8 protein-coding genes are annotated in these 17,471 nt (G+C 30.6%); 1 reads left to right on the forward strand and 7 read right to left on the reverse strand.

Annotated features, from left to right (window positions below):
- The 3 genes from pbpC to ACH2BO_RS09790 form a co-directional block, all read right to left on the reverse strand.
- Positions 1-2,394 (reverse strand): penicillin-binding protein 1C, encoded by a 2,394-nt coding sequence (gene pbpC, locus ACH2BO_RS09780; RefSeq protein ID WP_395044557.1) that lies wholly within the window; start codon positions 2,392-2,394, stop codon positions 1-3.
- Positions 2,395-2,505: 111 nt separating this feature from the next.
- Positions 2,506-8,196, reverse strand: a complete 5,691-nt coding sequence (locus tag ACH2BO_RS09785) for an alpha-2-macroglobulin (RefSeq protein WP_395044558.1) — start codon at positions 8,194-8,196, stop codon at positions 2,506-2,508.
- 153 nt (positions 8,197-8,349) lie between these two features.
- Positions 8,350-8,793 (reverse strand): nucleoside deaminase, encoded by a 444-nt coding sequence (locus tag ACH2BO_RS09790; RefSeq protein ID WP_395044559.1) that lies wholly within the window; start codon positions 8,791-8,793, stop codon positions 8,350-8,352.
- 37 nt (positions 8,794-8,830) lie between these two features.
- Here ACH2BO_RS09790 and ACH2BO_RS09795 point away from each other — a divergent pair, with 37 nt between their 5' ends.
- Positions 8,831-10,606 (forward strand): 1-deoxy-D-xylulose-5-phosphate synthase, encoded by a 1,776-nt coding sequence (locus ACH2BO_RS09795; RefSeq protein WP_395044560.1) that lies wholly within the window; start codon positions 8,831-8,833, stop codon positions 10,604-10,606.
- Between the two features lie 54 nt (positions 10,607-10,660).
- Here the strand turns inward: ACH2BO_RS09795 and ACH2BO_RS09800 are convergent, their stop codons facing one another.
- From ACH2BO_RS09800 to ACH2BO_RS09815, 4 genes are all read right to left on the reverse strand, one after another.
- Entirely contained in the window at positions 10,661-14,116 is a 3,456-nt protein-coding gene (locus ACH2BO_RS09800) for an efflux RND transporter permease subunit (RefSeq protein ID WP_395044561.1), read from the reverse strand.
- 73 nt (positions 14,117-14,189) lie between these two features.
- Entirely contained in the window at positions 14,190-15,332 is a 1,143-nt protein-coding gene (locus tag ACH2BO_RS09805) for an efflux RND transporter periplasmic adaptor subunit (protein ID WP_395044562.1), read from the reverse strand.
- A 23-nt stretch (positions 15,333-15,355) separates the two neighbouring features.
- Positions 15,356-16,696 (reverse strand): TolC family protein, encoded by a 1,341-nt coding sequence (locus ACH2BO_RS09810; protein ID WP_395044563.1) that lies wholly within the window; start codon positions 16,694-16,696, stop codon positions 15,356-15,358.
- Positions 16,697-16,699: 3 nt separating this feature from the next.
- Positions 16,700-17,296 (reverse strand): TetR/AcrR family transcriptional regulator, encoded by a 597-nt coding sequence (locus ACH2BO_RS09815; RefSeq protein WP_395044564.1) that lies wholly within the window; start codon positions 17,294-17,296, stop codon positions 16,700-16,702.
- Positions 17,297-17,471 lie beyond the last annotated feature (175 nt).

Raw genomic sequence — 17,471 nt, forward strand, 5'->3', positions numbered from 1 at the left:
CTAATCCCTAACAAACTCAACCTTTCTCTTAATCTCATTTCCAAATTCATCAACTACGGTAATGAAATGAAAACCTGTTTTAGCATCTATTTGCATTTCATGAAAAGTTTGGGTTGTACCTTTATAAACATCATCTACATACCAATACAATTTGGCTTCTCTATTAGAATGAGCCACTTTTAAAATTACAGATTGAATCTTGCTATTAAAATCCTTAGCCAAAAAAATTTTACTATTAGTTTTTGGGTAAATAAAATCCATAGATGCTAGTTGCGTTTGCTGACAATCTTCTCTAAATGGCGGCAATGGCAAATAATCTATATGTAAACTTTTGTAATACCATTCCATAACTGGTGGCAATACAAACCATTTTTTGGAAATAATATTATCTACATCTTCGCAACTGCTATTTACTCTATATTGTTCTAATTTATCTAAATGAATTAATTTATGATACGGACAAATACTTGTTTTTTTGCCTTTTCTAGGAATTAATTGTTTGGTTTTTGGGCAATCATCTTGAGCTAAATGGCCACTTTTTGTACAAACATCAACTTCTTCTAAATCATTTAATGGTGCCGAAAAAAAAGATTTTCTTGGTAGTAAATTAAAAACATCAAATAAAATTGGTGCAGCACTTTCAACTCCTGTAAGTTGTGGTCTTCCTTCGCCAGAAGCATTGCCAACCCAAACGCCAATTACATATCTAGAATTAGTTCCAATTGCCCATGCATCTCGATTGCCAAAACTAGTTCCGGTTTTCCAAGCAATTTCTAATGATGAATCATAAAATTTCCAAGCTTCATCGCCTTCTGGTCGATTAACTTCTTTCATGGCATTGTAAGTTAAATATATAGAACCAGCACCAAGAATGGTTTTTTGAAAACTAGCATCGCCATAATCTTGTTGGAAATTATTTTTATAATTCAATTCAACAAATTCTTTATTTCTGTATTTTCCTTTGGATGTGTTGAAATAGTTAATAGTAGATGATAAATTGGCATAGGTTCTACACAAATCCCAAAGATTACATTCTGCACCACCAAGAATTAATGATAAGCCATAATGATCTGGATGTTTATTAATGTTCTTGAGTTGAAATTGTTGTAGTAATTCATAAAAATTATTCACACCATGTTCTTGCAACATCAATACTGCAGGAATATTTAAAGATCGCGACAAAGCACGTTGAGCTGGAACTGCACCATCAAAAGTTAAATTAAAGTTTTCGGGTGCATAACCTGAAATTTGGGTTGGAATATCAGCAACTAAAGCGTTTGGTAAAATTTCGCCATCATCAAGCATTGATGCATATAATAATGGTTTCAAAATACTTCCGGTACTTCTCGGAGCACCAATAATATCAACATCTTTGTTGTGTTCTTTATCGGTTGGAGAATTGCCAATATAGCTCACAATATTTCGATTTTGAACATCAATTACCATAATCGCCAAGTTGTGAACTTCGTTTTGCTTGTATTGATTGTAATAATAATTTGCAATTTGGTTTACTCTATTTTGTAATGAAATATCTATTGTTGTTATAATTCGTTTTCCTTCGTTTGTTTTTGCAATTCGTTGTAATAAATGTGGTGCAATTTGAGGTAAATCATATGGTTTTTGAGGCAATGGTTCGTCAATTGACAATTGGTAAGTTAATTTGTCAATGATTTTTTCGTTTAATAATTTCAATAAAAGAGCATTGCGTTTTTTAAGTAATTTTTGTTGATTTTTACCTGGATAAATTAAACTTGGAGCATTTGGTAAAACTGCCAAAGTAGCACTTTCTGCCCAAGATAATTGGTGTGATTGCACGCCAAAATATCGCCATGAAGCCATTTCTAAACCTACAACATTTCCTCCAAAAGGTGCATGTGCTGCATATAATTCTACTATTTTTTCTTTAGAATGACGAAATTCTAAACGAGTAGCAAGAATTATTTCTATTAGTTTTTCAAAGTAGCTTCGTTTTTTATTTTTTCTTGATAAACGAATTACTTGTTGGGTAATAGTGCTTCCGCCACGAACTATTTTTCCGGCGCTTCTGTTCTGTTGAATAGCTTTTACCATAGCAATAGGATTAAACCCAAAATGATAATAAAAATGTTCATCCTCAAAATAGACAATACATTTTTTAAATTTATCTGGAATACTATCATTGGCAGGAAAACGCCATTGACCATCACGAGCAATTTTAGCAGCAAGTAATTCACCATGATTACTTTCGATTACTGTTGCATATGGAGTTTCAAAAAGTGTTCTTGGCAATGAAAAATAGTAAACCACAAGAAGAATAAATGCTATTGCAGACTTCTTTTTGTTGGCTTTGATGTATTTTAAAATTTTCCTAACCAGTTTTTTTAACCTGTTAGGTATATCTGAAATAATAGACATTTATTTTTTTATTATCCTATCAGGTTTTTGGAACTGTTAGGTATTTCTTATTTTAAATTTAATTTTTAAGATACCAAACAGGTTTGAAAAAAACTATTAGGAAATGAAAATTTACTTCACCACTTCAACCCATTGACCTTTAGTTCGTGCTAAAAACTCATTATCATACATGGCTTCACATTGTAAGCCAGGAAGATAATAATTCCCTAAATAGGATGCGTTTAACAAGATTTTGAAAACTCTAGTTTCGTTTGCTTTTAAACTAAAATAGTAATTTGCTCTGTCGTCACGAATGTCAATATAATCAGCAACATTGTTGGTTGCGTCACCAAAATCGGTGTATCGTGTATTTACAATTTCAAAACCAGAAGGTAAAATTTGAGAAAGTGCAACATTTTCAACACGTTCATTTTTAGTATTAGTAAGTTTTACTTCGGCTATAAATTCTGTTCCTTGAGCAATTTTTGTTACAGATATTGGGTTTCCTTTTCGGTCTTTAAAAACAACATTTGACCTAAGATTATTTTGAACAACTTGTTCTTTTCCAACAGGAAGAATTCCGCTGTTTAAAACCCTAACATATAATGTATTGTTCTTATTGTTTTTTATTGTAACCGAATTTTTGCCAGATTTCAAAACTAAATTTCTTTCAGAAACTGTTTTATTTGTATTAATAATTTGTGATTTCCCACCATTTAAATATTGAATTGAAACACCTTTACTACCATTATTTTGAGTAAATTTAGACATTGCATACAAACTATAAGCTGTAGTTTGTGTACTCATCCATTGATTGCTTGAAAGATTTTTAGCCAATTTTGTTGCCATAGAAAACGCTTTTGGTTTTTGCCCTAATAAAATTAAAGTTTCCAAAGCCATTGCTCTATTTCTTTCGTTTGAACCATAATAATAGTAATAACCATTTTCATTTTGTTCATCAATTATAGATTTACTCAATAAAGATAATCCTGCCGAATTTTGCTTAATTATAGCATAAGTTGCAGCCAAACGCAATTTACTTTCGTTAGAAATACCAATAGTTTCGCGCAATCTATTCATCGAAGCTAAATCTGCCGAACCAGAAATTGCTAATGTATAAAGTCGATAAGCTTGTGCTAAATCGTTGCCATATTGTTTTTCATATCGCCATTGTTTAGCTATTTTTTGTTGATAAGAAATCCATTTAGATTTAAAATTAATGGGTAAAACATATCCTTTTTTCTCGGCTTCAATCAAAAAATGTCCAGCATAGGATGAACCCCAATCATCGGCATCGGGATTGCCTTGCCAGTATGAAAATCCGCCATTTGGTAATTGAAAGTTTCCTAATTTTTGAATTCCAGCCGTAACATTTTTTTGAATATTTTGTTTTCTTGTAACGTCTAAATCCATAACATCATTTAAGTATAATTGTGGAAAAACAGATGATGTAGTTTGTTCAACACAACCATGCGGATATTGAATTAAATAATCCAATCGGCGACTAAAATCTATTGTTGGAGAAGAGGAAACTTCCATTTTAGATTTATTACTTCCTGTTACACCAAATAAATCCCAAGATATAGTTTTAGAACTATTGGGTTCAATTACAATATCAGTAAATGTAGTTGTAATTGGATTTGGATTCATTACATCAACTTCTACATCATAAACTGATTTTTCAGTGCCAGATGTAGCAATAATTTGAACTTTACCCAATCCAGTTATACTTCCAACTTCTAAATTAAAATAAGCCATTTTCTCGTCTGGTTCAGTAAATGAAACTATTTGACTCGCTTTTCCTACAACTCTAACTGCATTGTTGGTTTTTATTTGAAGTGTTACATTTTTAATATTTTTTTCTGTAGCAAATAATGTTACTGGAATCGTTACTTTTTCTGAAGGAGAAATTTTTCTAGGTAACGAAGCCAAAACCATCAACGGACTTTTTACTTGCGTAGCTTTTTCGGACATTCCATAAGCATTGGTTTTTGCATCGGCAGCAACAATCATTGTTCTAACTGAACCAATGTATTTTGGAAGTTTAATTGCTGTTGTTTTTGTTTCTCCTTTGCCCAATTCAAATGGTCCAAAATACATGACAACTGGTTTAAAACGATTGGCTTTTTTGGCTTTTCCACCACCTAAATCTGCATCACCACCAATACTAAAAATTTGATTTACTTTTCCACCATAAGCTCCAATTACATCATCATATATATCCCAAGTTCTTACGCCTAATGCTTCACGAGTGTAAAAATTATCCCAAGCATTTGGTGTTTTAAAACGTGTTAAATCTAATAAACCTTCATCAACAACAGCAATAGTATAAGTCATTTTTTTGCCTTGTTTTTCTGAAACTTTTACGTTAACAGTTTGCTCTGGACGAAGCACATCTGGCATAGAAATTTGTGGTTCTAGAACTGTATTTTTATCTACAACTTCTATAGGAACAATTCCATACATTCTTATTGGCGAATCATTTTTAGTAGAAGCATGAGGTTGTAAAAGAGTAATATTAATATAAACATTTGGCGCCATTTCTTCTGTAATAGGTAACTCTAGTGATGTTTCTCCTTTTTTGGTTTTTACCCATAAAGTTTTAACAACTTTTGTTCCGTTTTCGATAGAAATTAATGCTCTTCCGCCTTCACTTGACGGAAAGAAAACTTTGGCTTTTTCTCCAACAGCATATTTTGTTTTGTCTGTAGAAAAACGCAGCATGTTAGCCGATTTACCATCGCTATTTTTAGATTTTGCAGACCAATATGGCATGTCAATATAAACTTTTGTCCCAGTTGCATGACCATCTGTTGGATCAGAAACACGAACTAAATAATTTCCCCATTCATCATCTGTTACAGAAAAAGCTATACTTCCTTTTCCAGATGCATTGGTGTTTATTTTAAAATTTTTGTAAGCTATTGTTGAAGTTGATGAACTATAATTAGATAAATTATCATTAGATGCATCCCACCACCAACGAGATTCTAATTTGTAAACACGAACATCTATATTCTGAACAGCTTTTGGCATGCCATTTTCATTAACAGTAACTATGTCAAAACGATTATTTTTACTAGTTTCTAACATTCCATAACGGTTTGGTTCTGGCTCTTTTACACCAACATAGGTTTTGTATGGAGAATATGAAGTTAAAGCAACGTCGGTACTAACATCGCCACCATTTTCATATACTTTTGTAATGAATGCTGCACGTAACATTCCTGGTGCTTGACCTTGTAATGTTGGTTTTATTGGTATTGAAGCGCGACCATTTGCATCAACTTTACCAGAAAAAATATTTATTTCTTCAGTAGAAAAACTTCGAGTTGGATCATCAAAAATATATTTATCAAATCCTTTAAAAGTTGTTACTTGTTGTGAAAATTTAGCTTGAACTTCGGTTTTTAAATCTTTCGCAATTGCACCATGAAGCCATAAAACTTGAATGTTATTTAAGTTGGTTTTACTTGTAGAAAGAATAGCATCATTAAAACTATTTTTAATTTTTAATCGATTAGGTTTAATGGTTTCTATTTTTAAATTTTTATAAAAACGTGCTCCACCAATACTCACAACCGCTTCCCAATTTCCTGTTGGCGCACTTGATTGAGTTGGTACAACAAATTTATAATGGTTTAAATCATTTAATTTTTGAACCGTTTGGTAAGTGGTTTTTCCGTTAGGATCGTTTATTTTTAATTTTATAGGATGTGTTGCTGGAAGTTTATTGGCATTGTCATTTAATATAAAAGATATAAACAAAGTATCGCCAGGTCGCCAAACTCCACGTTCTCCATATAAATAACCTTTTAAACCTTTTTGTAAAGTTTCTCCAGAAACATCAAAATTACTCACAGACAATGACAATTCATCATCTAGTTTTACATAAGTACTTTGTTTTCCTTGTGTTACAATTGCAAAGTAGGCATATTTTTCTAATTCAAATGAAACCATTCCGTCGCCATCGGTAGTTGAAGTTGCAATTTTTTGTTGCTGATAATTGTATAAATCTACTGTTGCGCCAGAAATTGCTTCAGTTGAAACAATATCACTTACTGCAATAATTACCGATTTATCTGTTCCTCTTTTGGCAATTACACCCAAATCGGTTGCGAGTATATTGGTTCCAACTGTTGTATTGTTATAATAATAATAGTCTGTGCATGGATCTAAACTTTCTCTATAATCTGAATCTTCGTCATAATAATAGTAGTCGTTATCATAATCACTATAATTTACATCATCTTCATTTTCTGGTTCATCGTCTTGATTCTCTTCGTCTTGATTTTGTGCAGTTGTACCACATTTATAAAGAGAATATTTCTTTTTAAATGAAAATTCTACTCGATAAATTGCGCCTGGTTCTGGATTTATTATTTTAGAAATATCTAATGCATAAGTATTCCATTTACTGTAATCGAGAAGATTATTTTGTTTTAATTCTATTGTTGATTTGGCAATTGCTTGACTAACTTGTTTTAAATTTCGTGTTCCGTTTAATTCATTGTCTTGCAAAAATTGCATGATGTTGTTTTTGTAAATTTTATAAACTTTAACATCAACAGCATTTATATTAGCAGCTTCAAAATTTATTTTTAAGTTATTAGAACTTGGTAAAATGGTTCCGCTCTTTAGAAAATTTACACCAGGTTTTACTTGATCAAACTGTATTTTTTCGGAATAATTATTTTTCATTTTAAAACCATCTATGCTTTCTATTCCTTGAAAAACTTCAATTAGTTTGCTTCCAGAAAAAGATTGTTCTATAGAAGTTGATTGTTCTTCAACAGCTTCGGCATAAGTAACAGCCACAGTTGAATCTACAGCCACAGAAGCTGTATCAACGGTAACCATTGCCGAGTCTACAACTTCGGCAGCTATTGCAACCGCATCGTTTGTTGTAGCTTTGTCAACCTTAGAATTTGTGGCTTCGTTGCTAAAAAACACTTTTAAAACGTTGCCCATTGTAGCAAATTTTAAATTATTTGTATTTTCAATTGCTATTAAACCTTTAAAATCTTGATCTTTTTTTAATGGATCAGAAAAATTAATTAATATTGATTGATTGTTAGCATCGCCAACTTCAATTTTCATTACTTTAAATTGGTTTTTCCCAGGAATTGGAAATTTTACACTTCCTTTTTGGTCAATATCAACATCGTCGCCATCCCAAACAATATCAATTTCGCTATCGCTTTCAAATCGCTGAATACTGTCAATCATAAACTTAAACTCGGTTGGCGAACTTGTTGCTTTATCGAATTTTATTTTTAAATTTTTATTGTTTTGTGATGCTTCTATTAGTTTTTGTGCTTCTTCAAATGATAAATTATCGGCTGTTTTTATAGTTCCGTTTAAATAATATAAATCTTTATTATAGGATTGTAAATCTTGAGTATTTACTATAAAATCTTGTTTAATTGTTTTTACAGAAAATTTAAAATCTGATAATTCCTTAGGAACTTTATTGGTAATTTTTGAAAGTTTTAAAGTAATTTGATACAGTGTATTCTGATCTAATTTGTCTTTTGGAATAAAGGCAATTGTATTACTAGAAAGTGCAACTACTTTACCACTAACGCTTGGCGAGATATCAAAATAATCATCATCCAATTCTTGGTTTGGTTTCCAATCACTTTTATTAAAAGATAATTGCACTCTAAAGTCGGAGCTGACCGATACAAAACCAGAAGAAAAACTCGATATATAATCTTTATATAATGAAAAATCGGAATCAAAATCGGATGCCGATTTTTTGGAACAAGAAAACAAAACAAAGAACGCTAAAAAAACACCGATTAACTTACTGGTTTTCATTTTAATAAAGATTATTGGTTAGAACTTTTTTTCTTGAATAAATGTAAAATTAACACTTCTCAATTAATAGCATAACTAATAAAGTGTTCCAATTATTGTAGTAAATGTAAAATATTTTTTTGGACTATTTTTCTTGTAAAATAAGTAATCTTTTTACTTCCTTTTTTCGGCAAAAAAACGCTTAACTATACTTGAACATTCGTTGGCTAAAACTCCTTGAATTAGCTCGGTTTTTGGATGTAATTTTGTTCCTAAATTTAAAAAACCACGTTGTTCATCTCTTGCTCCAAAAACAATTTTAGATATTTGACTCCAGTACAAAGCACCAGCACACATTTGGCAAGGTTCAAGAGTTACGTAAAGAGTACAATTTTTTAAATATTTTCCACCAAGAAAATTTGCAGCAGCAGTTATACTTTGCATTTCGGCATGGGCTGTGACATCGTTTAATAATTCGGTAAGATTATGACTTTTTGCAATTATTTTATTATCGATTACAATTATTGCACCTATTGGAATTTCATCTTTATCGAAAGCTGTTTCTGCTTCTTGCAACGCTTTTTTCATGAAGTATTCGTGGGTGAAAATGTTTTCCATAGAACAAAAATAGGAATTCAATTCGTACATTTGCTACATGACAGAAAAATTACTTCAACATATCAATAATCCAACCGATTTAAGAAAATTAGAAGCAAAACAATTGCCTCAATTGGCAAAAGAATTGCGTGATTTTATTATTGAAATTGTTTCTGTAAAAGAAGGTCATCTTGGTGCATCACTTGGTGTTGTTGAACTAACAATTGCACTTCATTATGTATTTGACACACCAAACGATTTATTGGTTTGGGATGTTGGTCATCAAGCGTATGGGCATAAAATTTTAACAGAAAGAAAAGATACTTTTCATACGAATCGTCAACTTGGAGGAATTTCTGGATTTCCAAAACGTAGCGAAAGTATTTATGATACTTTTGGTGTTGGTCATTCGTCAACTTCAATTTCTGCGGCTTTGGGAATGGCAATCTCATCTCAGTTAAATGGAGAAAATAAACATCATATTGCTGTTATTGGCGACGCTTCAATTGCAAGCGGAATGGCATTTGAAGGATTAAATCATGCAGGAGTTACCAATGCTAATTTATTGGTCATTTTAAACGACAATGCCATTGGAATTGATCCAAGTGTTGGTGCTTTGAAAAACTATTTGACATCTGTTAAAGAAGGAAAAAATCCGAAGCAGAATAATATGATTAAGTCTTTAAATTTTGATTATTCTGGACCAATTGATGGTCATGATATTTTTGCTGTCATTCAAGAATTAGAACGTTTAAAAAAAGTAAAAGGGCCAAAATTTCTTCATATAATTACTACCAAAGGAAAAGGATTACAACTTGCCGAAGAAGACCAAGTGAAATATCATGCACCAGGAAAATTTGACAAAACTACTGGTGAAATTCATATAAAACAAGAAGATGACTTAGCTCCAAAATTTCAAGATGTTTTTGGAATAACATTGGTAGAATTAGCTAAAAAAAATCCTAAAATAATAGGAATTACTCCAGCAATGCCAAGTGGAAGTTCAATGAAATTTATGATGGATGTTTTTCCAGAAAGAGCATTTGATGTGGGAATTGCAGAACAACATGCTGTTACACTTTCGGCAGGAATGGCAACTCAAGGTATGGTGGTTTTTTGCAATATTTATTCTACTTTTTTGCAACGTGCTTATGATCAAATAATTCATGATGTGGCTTTGCAAAATTTACCTGTAATTTTTTGTTTGGATAGAGCAGGATTGGTAGGAGAAGATGGTGCAACGCATCATGGAATTTTTGATATTGCTTATTTAAGATGTATTCCAAATATGATTATTTATGCTCCGAAAGATGAAATTGATTTACAAAATATACTTTATACAGCTTCGATAGGATTGAATAATCCAATTGCAATTCGTTATCCAAGAGGAAGAGGAAAAATTCCAAATTTTAAAGTTTTAAATTCCAAATTTCAAAAAATAGAAATTGGAAAAGCACATTTATTAAAATCTGGAACAAAAACTGCAATTTTATCTACCGGATTTATTGGTAATAATGCGAGTTTGGCGTTGAATGAAATTTCTAATTCAAGTGAAATTGCTCATTATGATTTTGGATTTATAAAACCTTTGGATGAAAATTTGTTGCACCAAATTTTTAAATCATTTGAAACTATAATTACGCTTGAAGACGGAACAAAAAAAGGTGGTTTTGGTAGTTCAATAATAGAATTTGCATCCGAAAATAATTATAAATCAAACATTAAAACACTAGGAATTCCAGATAAATTTATTGAACATGGAACAGTAGATGAGTTACAAAAGATTTGTAAAATTGATGTTGAAAGTTTGAAATTACTTTTTTCAAAAATATAAAAAAAACGCCTCAATTTCTTGAGACGTCCCATGTTTAAAAATCTTCAATATTAATTATAATCCTTTGTTTTTATTATCACGCAACCAATATTTTACTCTTTTTACTAAGTAAAACATTACTGGAACCATTACTAGAGTTAAAACTGTTGCATAGGTTAACCCAAAAATAATTGTCCAAGCCAATGGTCCCCAAAACATTACATTATCTCCACCAATAAAAACATGTGGATTTAAATCGGTAACTAATGAGAAAAAGTCAAAGTTTAACCCAATTGCTAAAGGAATTAATCCTAAAACAGCGGTTAATGCTGTTAATAATACTGGTCGTAACCTTGATTTTCCAGAATCGATAATAACCTCTTTTATTTGCTCTAGCGATAAATCATCATGACTTTGTAAATTATTATCGGCTACTTTTTTATCCATTAATAGCACAAAGAAATCCATTAATACAATTCCGTTTTTAACAACGATTCCAGCTAGCGAAATAATTCCCATCATGGTCATCAAAATAACAAAATCCATATTTGCAATTACATAGCCATAGAAAACACCACTAAAACTTAGTATAACGGTAAATAATATTACCATAGTTTTAGAAACCGAATTAAACTGCAATACAATAATAAGTGTAATTCCAGCTAATGCTAAAAACAAAGCATACATCAAGAAACTTTGGTTTTTTCCTTGTTCTTCTTGAACTCCAGAAAAAGAATAATTTACAGATTTAGGTAATTCATAACCGTTTAATTCTGTCTGAATTTTTTTAGTTATTTCGTCTCCATTAAAATTCGTCAACACATTAGAGTATATAGTCATTACTCGTTTATGGTTTTTTCGTTTAATTTGATTGTATGTCGTTGTTTTTTCAGTAGTTGAAACCGCCGAAATTGGTACCTGCATCATTTGACCATTGTTCTGGTTTCTAAAAGTTAACGATTGATTAAACAACACATTTTCGTTTTTGCGTTGATCATCTTGCATTCTCATTACAATATTATAATCGTCATCACCTTCTTTAAAAGTTGAAATTTCTTGTCCATAAACAGAACGACGTAAATTAAAACCCAACTGACCAGTAGAAACACCCAAACTTCCTGCATTTACTCTATCCACTTTTACTTCAAGTTCTGGACTTTCTTTGTTAACATCAATGCTTAATCGTTCAATTCCGGGAATATTTTTAGAATTGACAAATGCAATCATTTTATCTGCTTCTTTTAACATTAAGTCATAATCAGTTCCTGATAACTGAATACTAATTGGATAACCAGCTGGCGGACCATTTGCATCTTTTTCGACTGTAACTGTTGCACCAGCAATACCTTTTACTTTTGCTCTTATTTCTTCTAGAATATCAGATGTATTAATGCCGTTTCTATATTTAAATTCAGAGAAATTTACAGTTACTTTTCCTTTAAAAGGTGTTTCAGATGCCGAACCTGCATCAACATTTGGATTTCCTGCACCAACACCTACCTGAGAAACAATAGATTCTGCAAGAAAGTTTTCGTTGGTTTTTTCATCAATATATTTACTTAAAACTCCAATTACTTGTTTCTCTACAAAGGTTGTTGCTTTATTGGTTTTTGCAATATCTGTTCCTTGTGGATATTCGATATATACAATGGCTTGATTTGGAATGTTTTCAGGAAAAAACAATACTTTTCTTGGAAAAATACTTAATAAAACAAACGAGAAAATCAATAATCCAATGATTGTTCCTAAAGCCATCCAAGCTCTTTTTCCGATAAGAATTTTAGACAAGAAACGTTTGTATTTATCTTCCATTCTAGGAAAAAAGCTATGCTGAAAATCTTGTGTCCATTGGTATAATTTGATTTTATATAGCCACATTAATCCTAATGAAATTATTGCTAAATGTCCAATTGCTTTTGCAAATTTAGAATCATAAATATTTCCTAGAACTACAAATATTACTGCTATTACAGTAAAAATTATAGAATAAGTTTTTGCCGATTTTTTTGTTACATTTTTATCTTCAATATCCATTGAACCACCAGTCATGGCAGCATTTACAACCATTGCAACAAATAGTGAAGCCGAAAGTGTAACAGTTAATGTAATAGGAAAATATTTCATAAATTTTCCCATTGTTCCTGGCCACAATGCAAATGGTAAAAACGCCATAAGTGTTGTTGCGGTTGATGAAATTACTGGCCAAGCTATTTCGCCAATACCAATTTTAGAAGCATCCATTCTGTTCATGCCTTTTTTCATGTTAGCAAAAACGTTGTCTACAACTACAATTCCATCATCGACCAACATTCCTAATCCCATTACTAAACCAAAAAGCACCATCGTGTTTAATGTTAATCCAAAGGCAGAAAGTATACTAAAAGCCATTAACATTGATAACGGAATTGCTGCTCCAACAAATAATGAATTTCGTAATCCCATGGTAAACATAAGTACAATCATTACTAGAATAATTCCAAAAATAATATGGTTTGAAAGCTCATCTACTTGATGTTCAACTCTTGATGATTGATCGTTTGTTAATGCAAGTTTTAAGTTTGAAGGCAAATAAGATTGTTTAGCTTCTTCAATTTTTTCTTTAACTTGATCAATTGCCGAAATCATGTTTTGGTTAGAACGTTTTTTAACATTTAGCATTACAACTTCAGTTCCTTTTTCGCGTGCATAAGTTGTTTTTTCTTTTTCTTTAAAACTTACAACTGCAATGTCTTTAAGATAAACTGTTCCGCCATAAGATTTTACGATTACGTTTTCTAATTCTTTTGGATCTTTAATTTCGCCAACAATTCTAATGTTATTTCTTGAACCTTGTGATATTAAATTTCCGCCAGAAAGCGTCATGTTTTCATATTTTACTGCATTCTGAATTTCGTCAAACGATACTTGCGCAGCAGTCATTTTAAAAATATCTACAGCAATTTCAACTTCTTTATCGTCTACGCCAAGAATATCTACTTTTTTTACTTCGGCAATTTCTTCAATATCGTCTTGAAGTAATTCGCCATATTTTTTAAGTTGTTGCGTTGTGTAATTTCCTTGAAGATTAATATTTAAAATAGGAACTTCTTCTGATATGTTTAATTCAAAAACACTTGGCTCAACTTTACTGCCGTTATCTAAATTTGGCCAATCGGTGTCTGCCTTTACATTATCAACTTTATCTTTTACTTTTTGTTTAGCTTCTTCAATTGAAACATCATCAGAAAACTCTACTATTATCATTCCGTAATCCTGAAATGAATTAGAAGTAATTTTATCTACACCACTTATGTTTTTTATATCCTTTTCTAATGGTTTAATAATCAATTTTTCTACATCTTCGGCTGAGTTTCCAGGAAAAACAGATGAGATATAAACTTTATTTTCTATAATTTCTGGAAAATCTTCTCTTGGCATTGTTACATAAGCAATTAAGCCAGTTACAACTATAAGTAATGTAACAATATAAACCGTAACACGATTTTCTACTGCCCAATTTGATATTCCGAATTCTTTATTTTTGTGTGACATAATGATTTGTTTCAAGTTTCAAGTTTCAAGTTTCAGCGTTCTAAAAACAACTTAAACTAGAAACAATTATTTTTTAGAAATTTAACTTCATACCTTCAGAAATTGTATTTACACCTTCAGTTACAATAATATCATCAGTAGATAATCCGCTTTCAATTTCGGTAACATTATCAGATGATTTTCCAACTGTAACTAATACTTTTTTAGCAATACCAGTTTTTCCGTTTACATTGGTTGCTGTAAATACAAATTTATTACCTTCACCATCTTCTTGTACAACATTTGTTGGAACTATAATTGCTTTTGGATTAGAATAATCAATAACTTTTAGCTTTGCAACTTGGTTTGGGCGCAATAAATTATCTGGGTTTGGAACACTAACTTCAATACCAAAACTTCGGTTATCTGGATTTATATAATTACCAACTTGGCGAACTCTACCTTTATATGTTTTTCCTAATGATGTTAAGAAAACATCTACTTCGGTTCCAACCTTTAATTTGCCAATATAAGTTTCTGGAACATTTGTAGAAACATACATATTAGATAAATTTAAAATTCTCATTAATCCTTGTGGACTTGCAGAAACTACTTGTCCTCTTTCTACAAAAACTTCGTCGATTGTACCTGTAAATGGTGCGCGAATTAATGTTTTAGATAATTGAGCTCTCATTTGAGAAACCGATTTTTGAGCAGAAATCATTTGTGTTTGTGCTTGTAAATATTGAATTTCTGAACCAATTTTTTGATTCCAAAGATTTTTTTGTCTTTCAAAAGTTGTTTTTGCCAAAGCATATTGATTTTCTATGCTAGCCAATTGTTGACTCATTCCGCCATCATCAACACGACCAAGAACTTGTCCTTTAGAAACGCGTTGACCTGATTTTACATTTAAGGAAACTAAAGTTCCAGGAATTTCTGGTTGCACCAAAATGTTTTGTTTGGTATCTACATTTCCTTGAATTTCTAAATAATGATTGAAAACTGTATCTTTTACAACCATTGTAGAAACTAATGCTTCACTAGTTTTTTTAACATCTAACGTAGCTAAGGCATTGTCAATTTTGGCAATATCAGCTTGTAATGTAGCTTTTTTGGTTTGTAATTCTTTTACATTTCTTGCTGAAATTAAAGAATCTATCGATTGATTGTTTTCTTTTTTTTCACAAGAAAAAAGTAAAATTGAAACGGTTAAAAGTGTTATTATTTTTTTCATATTTATATAGATTGTGTTTGTTTTTATTTTGAAATTATTTTTTCTAAAGTTGCTTTTTTATTGATTACATCAACCATCGTTTGCAAGAAATTTTGTTGAGAAGTATACAATTGTCGTTGCGCTTCTGTAAAATCAAAACTGCTTGAAAGTCCTTCTCTAAACTTGATTTGTTGTTTATATTCTATTCGTTCTGCAAGTTTTAAACTTTCTTTAGAACTGTTGTATTGTTCAATGCTAAATTCATAATCGCTTTTGGCGTTTTGATATTGCAATTTCAATTGCTCTTCGGCTTGTGTAAGTAAGGTTTTGGCTTTATCTAATTCAATTTTGGCTTGTTGAGTTTTTGCACTTCTTGCAAAACTGCTAAATATTGGAATATTTAAATTCACTCCCAGATTAGAATAATTAAACCATCGTTGGTCTGAATTTAAGAATGTAAAAGTGTCGCTAAAAGAATTATAACCAAAATTTACAGCTGCACTAAGTGTTGGTAAAGCTTTGCTCTTTTGAAGTTTTAACTCTAGAGTTCTTTGGTCAACAAAATTGTTTGAAATAGCATAATTAATATTATTTTTCACATTAAAATCGGTTGCAGATAAAGCTAAATCCATATTGTTTATAGCAAGATTATCTAGCTTGTCAGTAATTATTAAATCATCTTCGAGGTTGACGCCTAAATTAATTTTTAGCATTTTTAAACTAATTTCTTTTAATCTATTGATATAATTTAAATTGCTTTTTACACTTGTTAAAGTAATTTTTAGTTGTTCTACATTTTCTTCTTCTATAAAACCATTTTTGTAAATTTCGTTGGTTTCAAAAACTGTTTTTTCTAGAATTGTTTTATTTTTTTCTAAAATCAATGCGTTTTCATTTGCCAAAAGTACACTGCCATATGAGTTGATAATCATTTCTCTAACATCGGTATCGGTTTTCTTTTTATAGTTTTTATAAAATTCCAAATAAGTTTTAGATGCTTGTAATGCAACAATATATGAACCATCGAACAACAATTGAGACAAAGTTAAACTACTGTTTACATTGTGTTTTGTGCCAAAAGTCACTTCTGCAAATTCACCAGGAGTTCCTCCAAAAATTTCGGCAGGAATTAAAGATGTTTGTTGCTTAAAATTATTTTGATAGCTTATAAGTCCATTTATTTGAGGCAAACCCATTGCCGTAGTTTCCCATTTTTTTTGTTTAGCAATTTCAATATCTCTACCAGCATTTATAGCTTGATAATTATTTTGAATTGCATGATCAATTGCTTGTTGTAAAGAAAAAGAATAAGATTGTTTTGGCTTTTCTTGAGCTTTTGCAAAAACAGCAAATAGCATAAATGTAATTAAAGATATTTTTTTCATTGATTATATATTTGGTTGTTCAAGTTGTTTTTCTAATTCTATAATTCCTTTTGGTGTAGCAATTGCTCTTGTGTGATATTCTAGTGCGTGATATTCTAAATGATGAACTTCTTTTTCAGAACTTGTAGTTTCGTTGATACTGAAAATTAAAGTATAATAAAATTTTACACAAGTTTCAATATTAACATGCTCTCTATATAAACCTTGATGAATTCCTTTTTGAATATTTTGTATAAAAAGCTTGTTGCAATCATCTATTTCACGACCCATAAACTGATTGTGAATTTCGGGATAATGCTTTTTTAATTGATATAATGGCGAAGTGTCTAATGAGTTAAACATTTCTTTAAACATTTTTCTTATTATAAAGTTTTCTTCTATTGCATTGTGATTTTCGGCAACAATAGAGTTAATTGTTTGATGAATTTTTTCGTGAACCATCATTGTTCCTTCGGTTATAAGCAATTCTTTATTGTCGAAATATTTATATATAGTTTTTTTTGAAATTCCCATTTCGGTGGCAATATCATTCATAGTAACGCTTTTGAAACCTAATTTCAAGAACATTTCAGTGGATTTAGATATGATTTTAAATTTCATTAATTGTAATTTTTTTTGAAAATAGTAACATACGATATTCAATAATTTTGAGTGCAAATATAGAATAGAAACTTTAGACACCAAAAAAGTTTCCATAGTATTTACATAAATTTAACATAAGAAAAAGTTTCGGGTTTAAAGTTTCAGGTTTTTTGACTTACTTTGTACAACCTGA

The organism is Flavobacterium sp. (genome assembly GCF_043773265.1).
Lineage (GTDB): Bacteria > Bacteroidota > Bacteroidia > Flavobacteriales > Flavobacteriaceae > Flavobacterium.

Excerpts from the sequence above, each read along its gene's own strand:
- pbpC (WP_395044557.1), bottom strand. The coding sequence starts at position 2,394 with ATGTCTATTATTTCAGATATACCTAACAGGTTAAAAAAACTGGTTAGG.
- ACH2BO_RS09785 (WP_395044558.1), bottom strand. The coding sequence starts at position 8,196 with ATGAAAACCAGTAAGTTAATCGGTGTTTTTTTAGCGTTCTTTGTTTTG.
- ACH2BO_RS09790 (WP_395044559.1), bottom strand. The coding sequence starts at position 8,793 with ATGGAAAACATTTTCACCCACGAATACTTCATGAAAAAAGCGTTGCAA.
- ACH2BO_RS09795 (WP_395044560.1), top strand. The coding sequence starts at position 8,831 with ATGACAGAAAAATTACTTCAACATATCAATAATCCAACCGATTTAAGA.
- ACH2BO_RS09800 (WP_395044561.1), bottom strand. The coding sequence starts at position 14,116 with ATGTCACACAAAAATAAAGAATTCGGAATATCAAATTGGGCAGTAGAA.
- ACH2BO_RS09805 (WP_395044562.1), bottom strand. The coding sequence starts at position 15,332 with ATGAAAAAAATAATAACACTTTTAACCGTTTCAATTTTACTTTTTTCT.
- ACH2BO_RS09810 (WP_395044563.1), bottom strand. The coding sequence starts at position 16,696 with ATGAAAAAAATATCTTTAATTACATTTATGCTATTTGCTGTTTTTGCA.
- ACH2BO_RS09815 (WP_395044564.1), bottom strand. The coding sequence starts at position 17,296 with ATGAAATTTAAAATCATATCTAAATCCACTGAAATGTTCTTGAAATTA.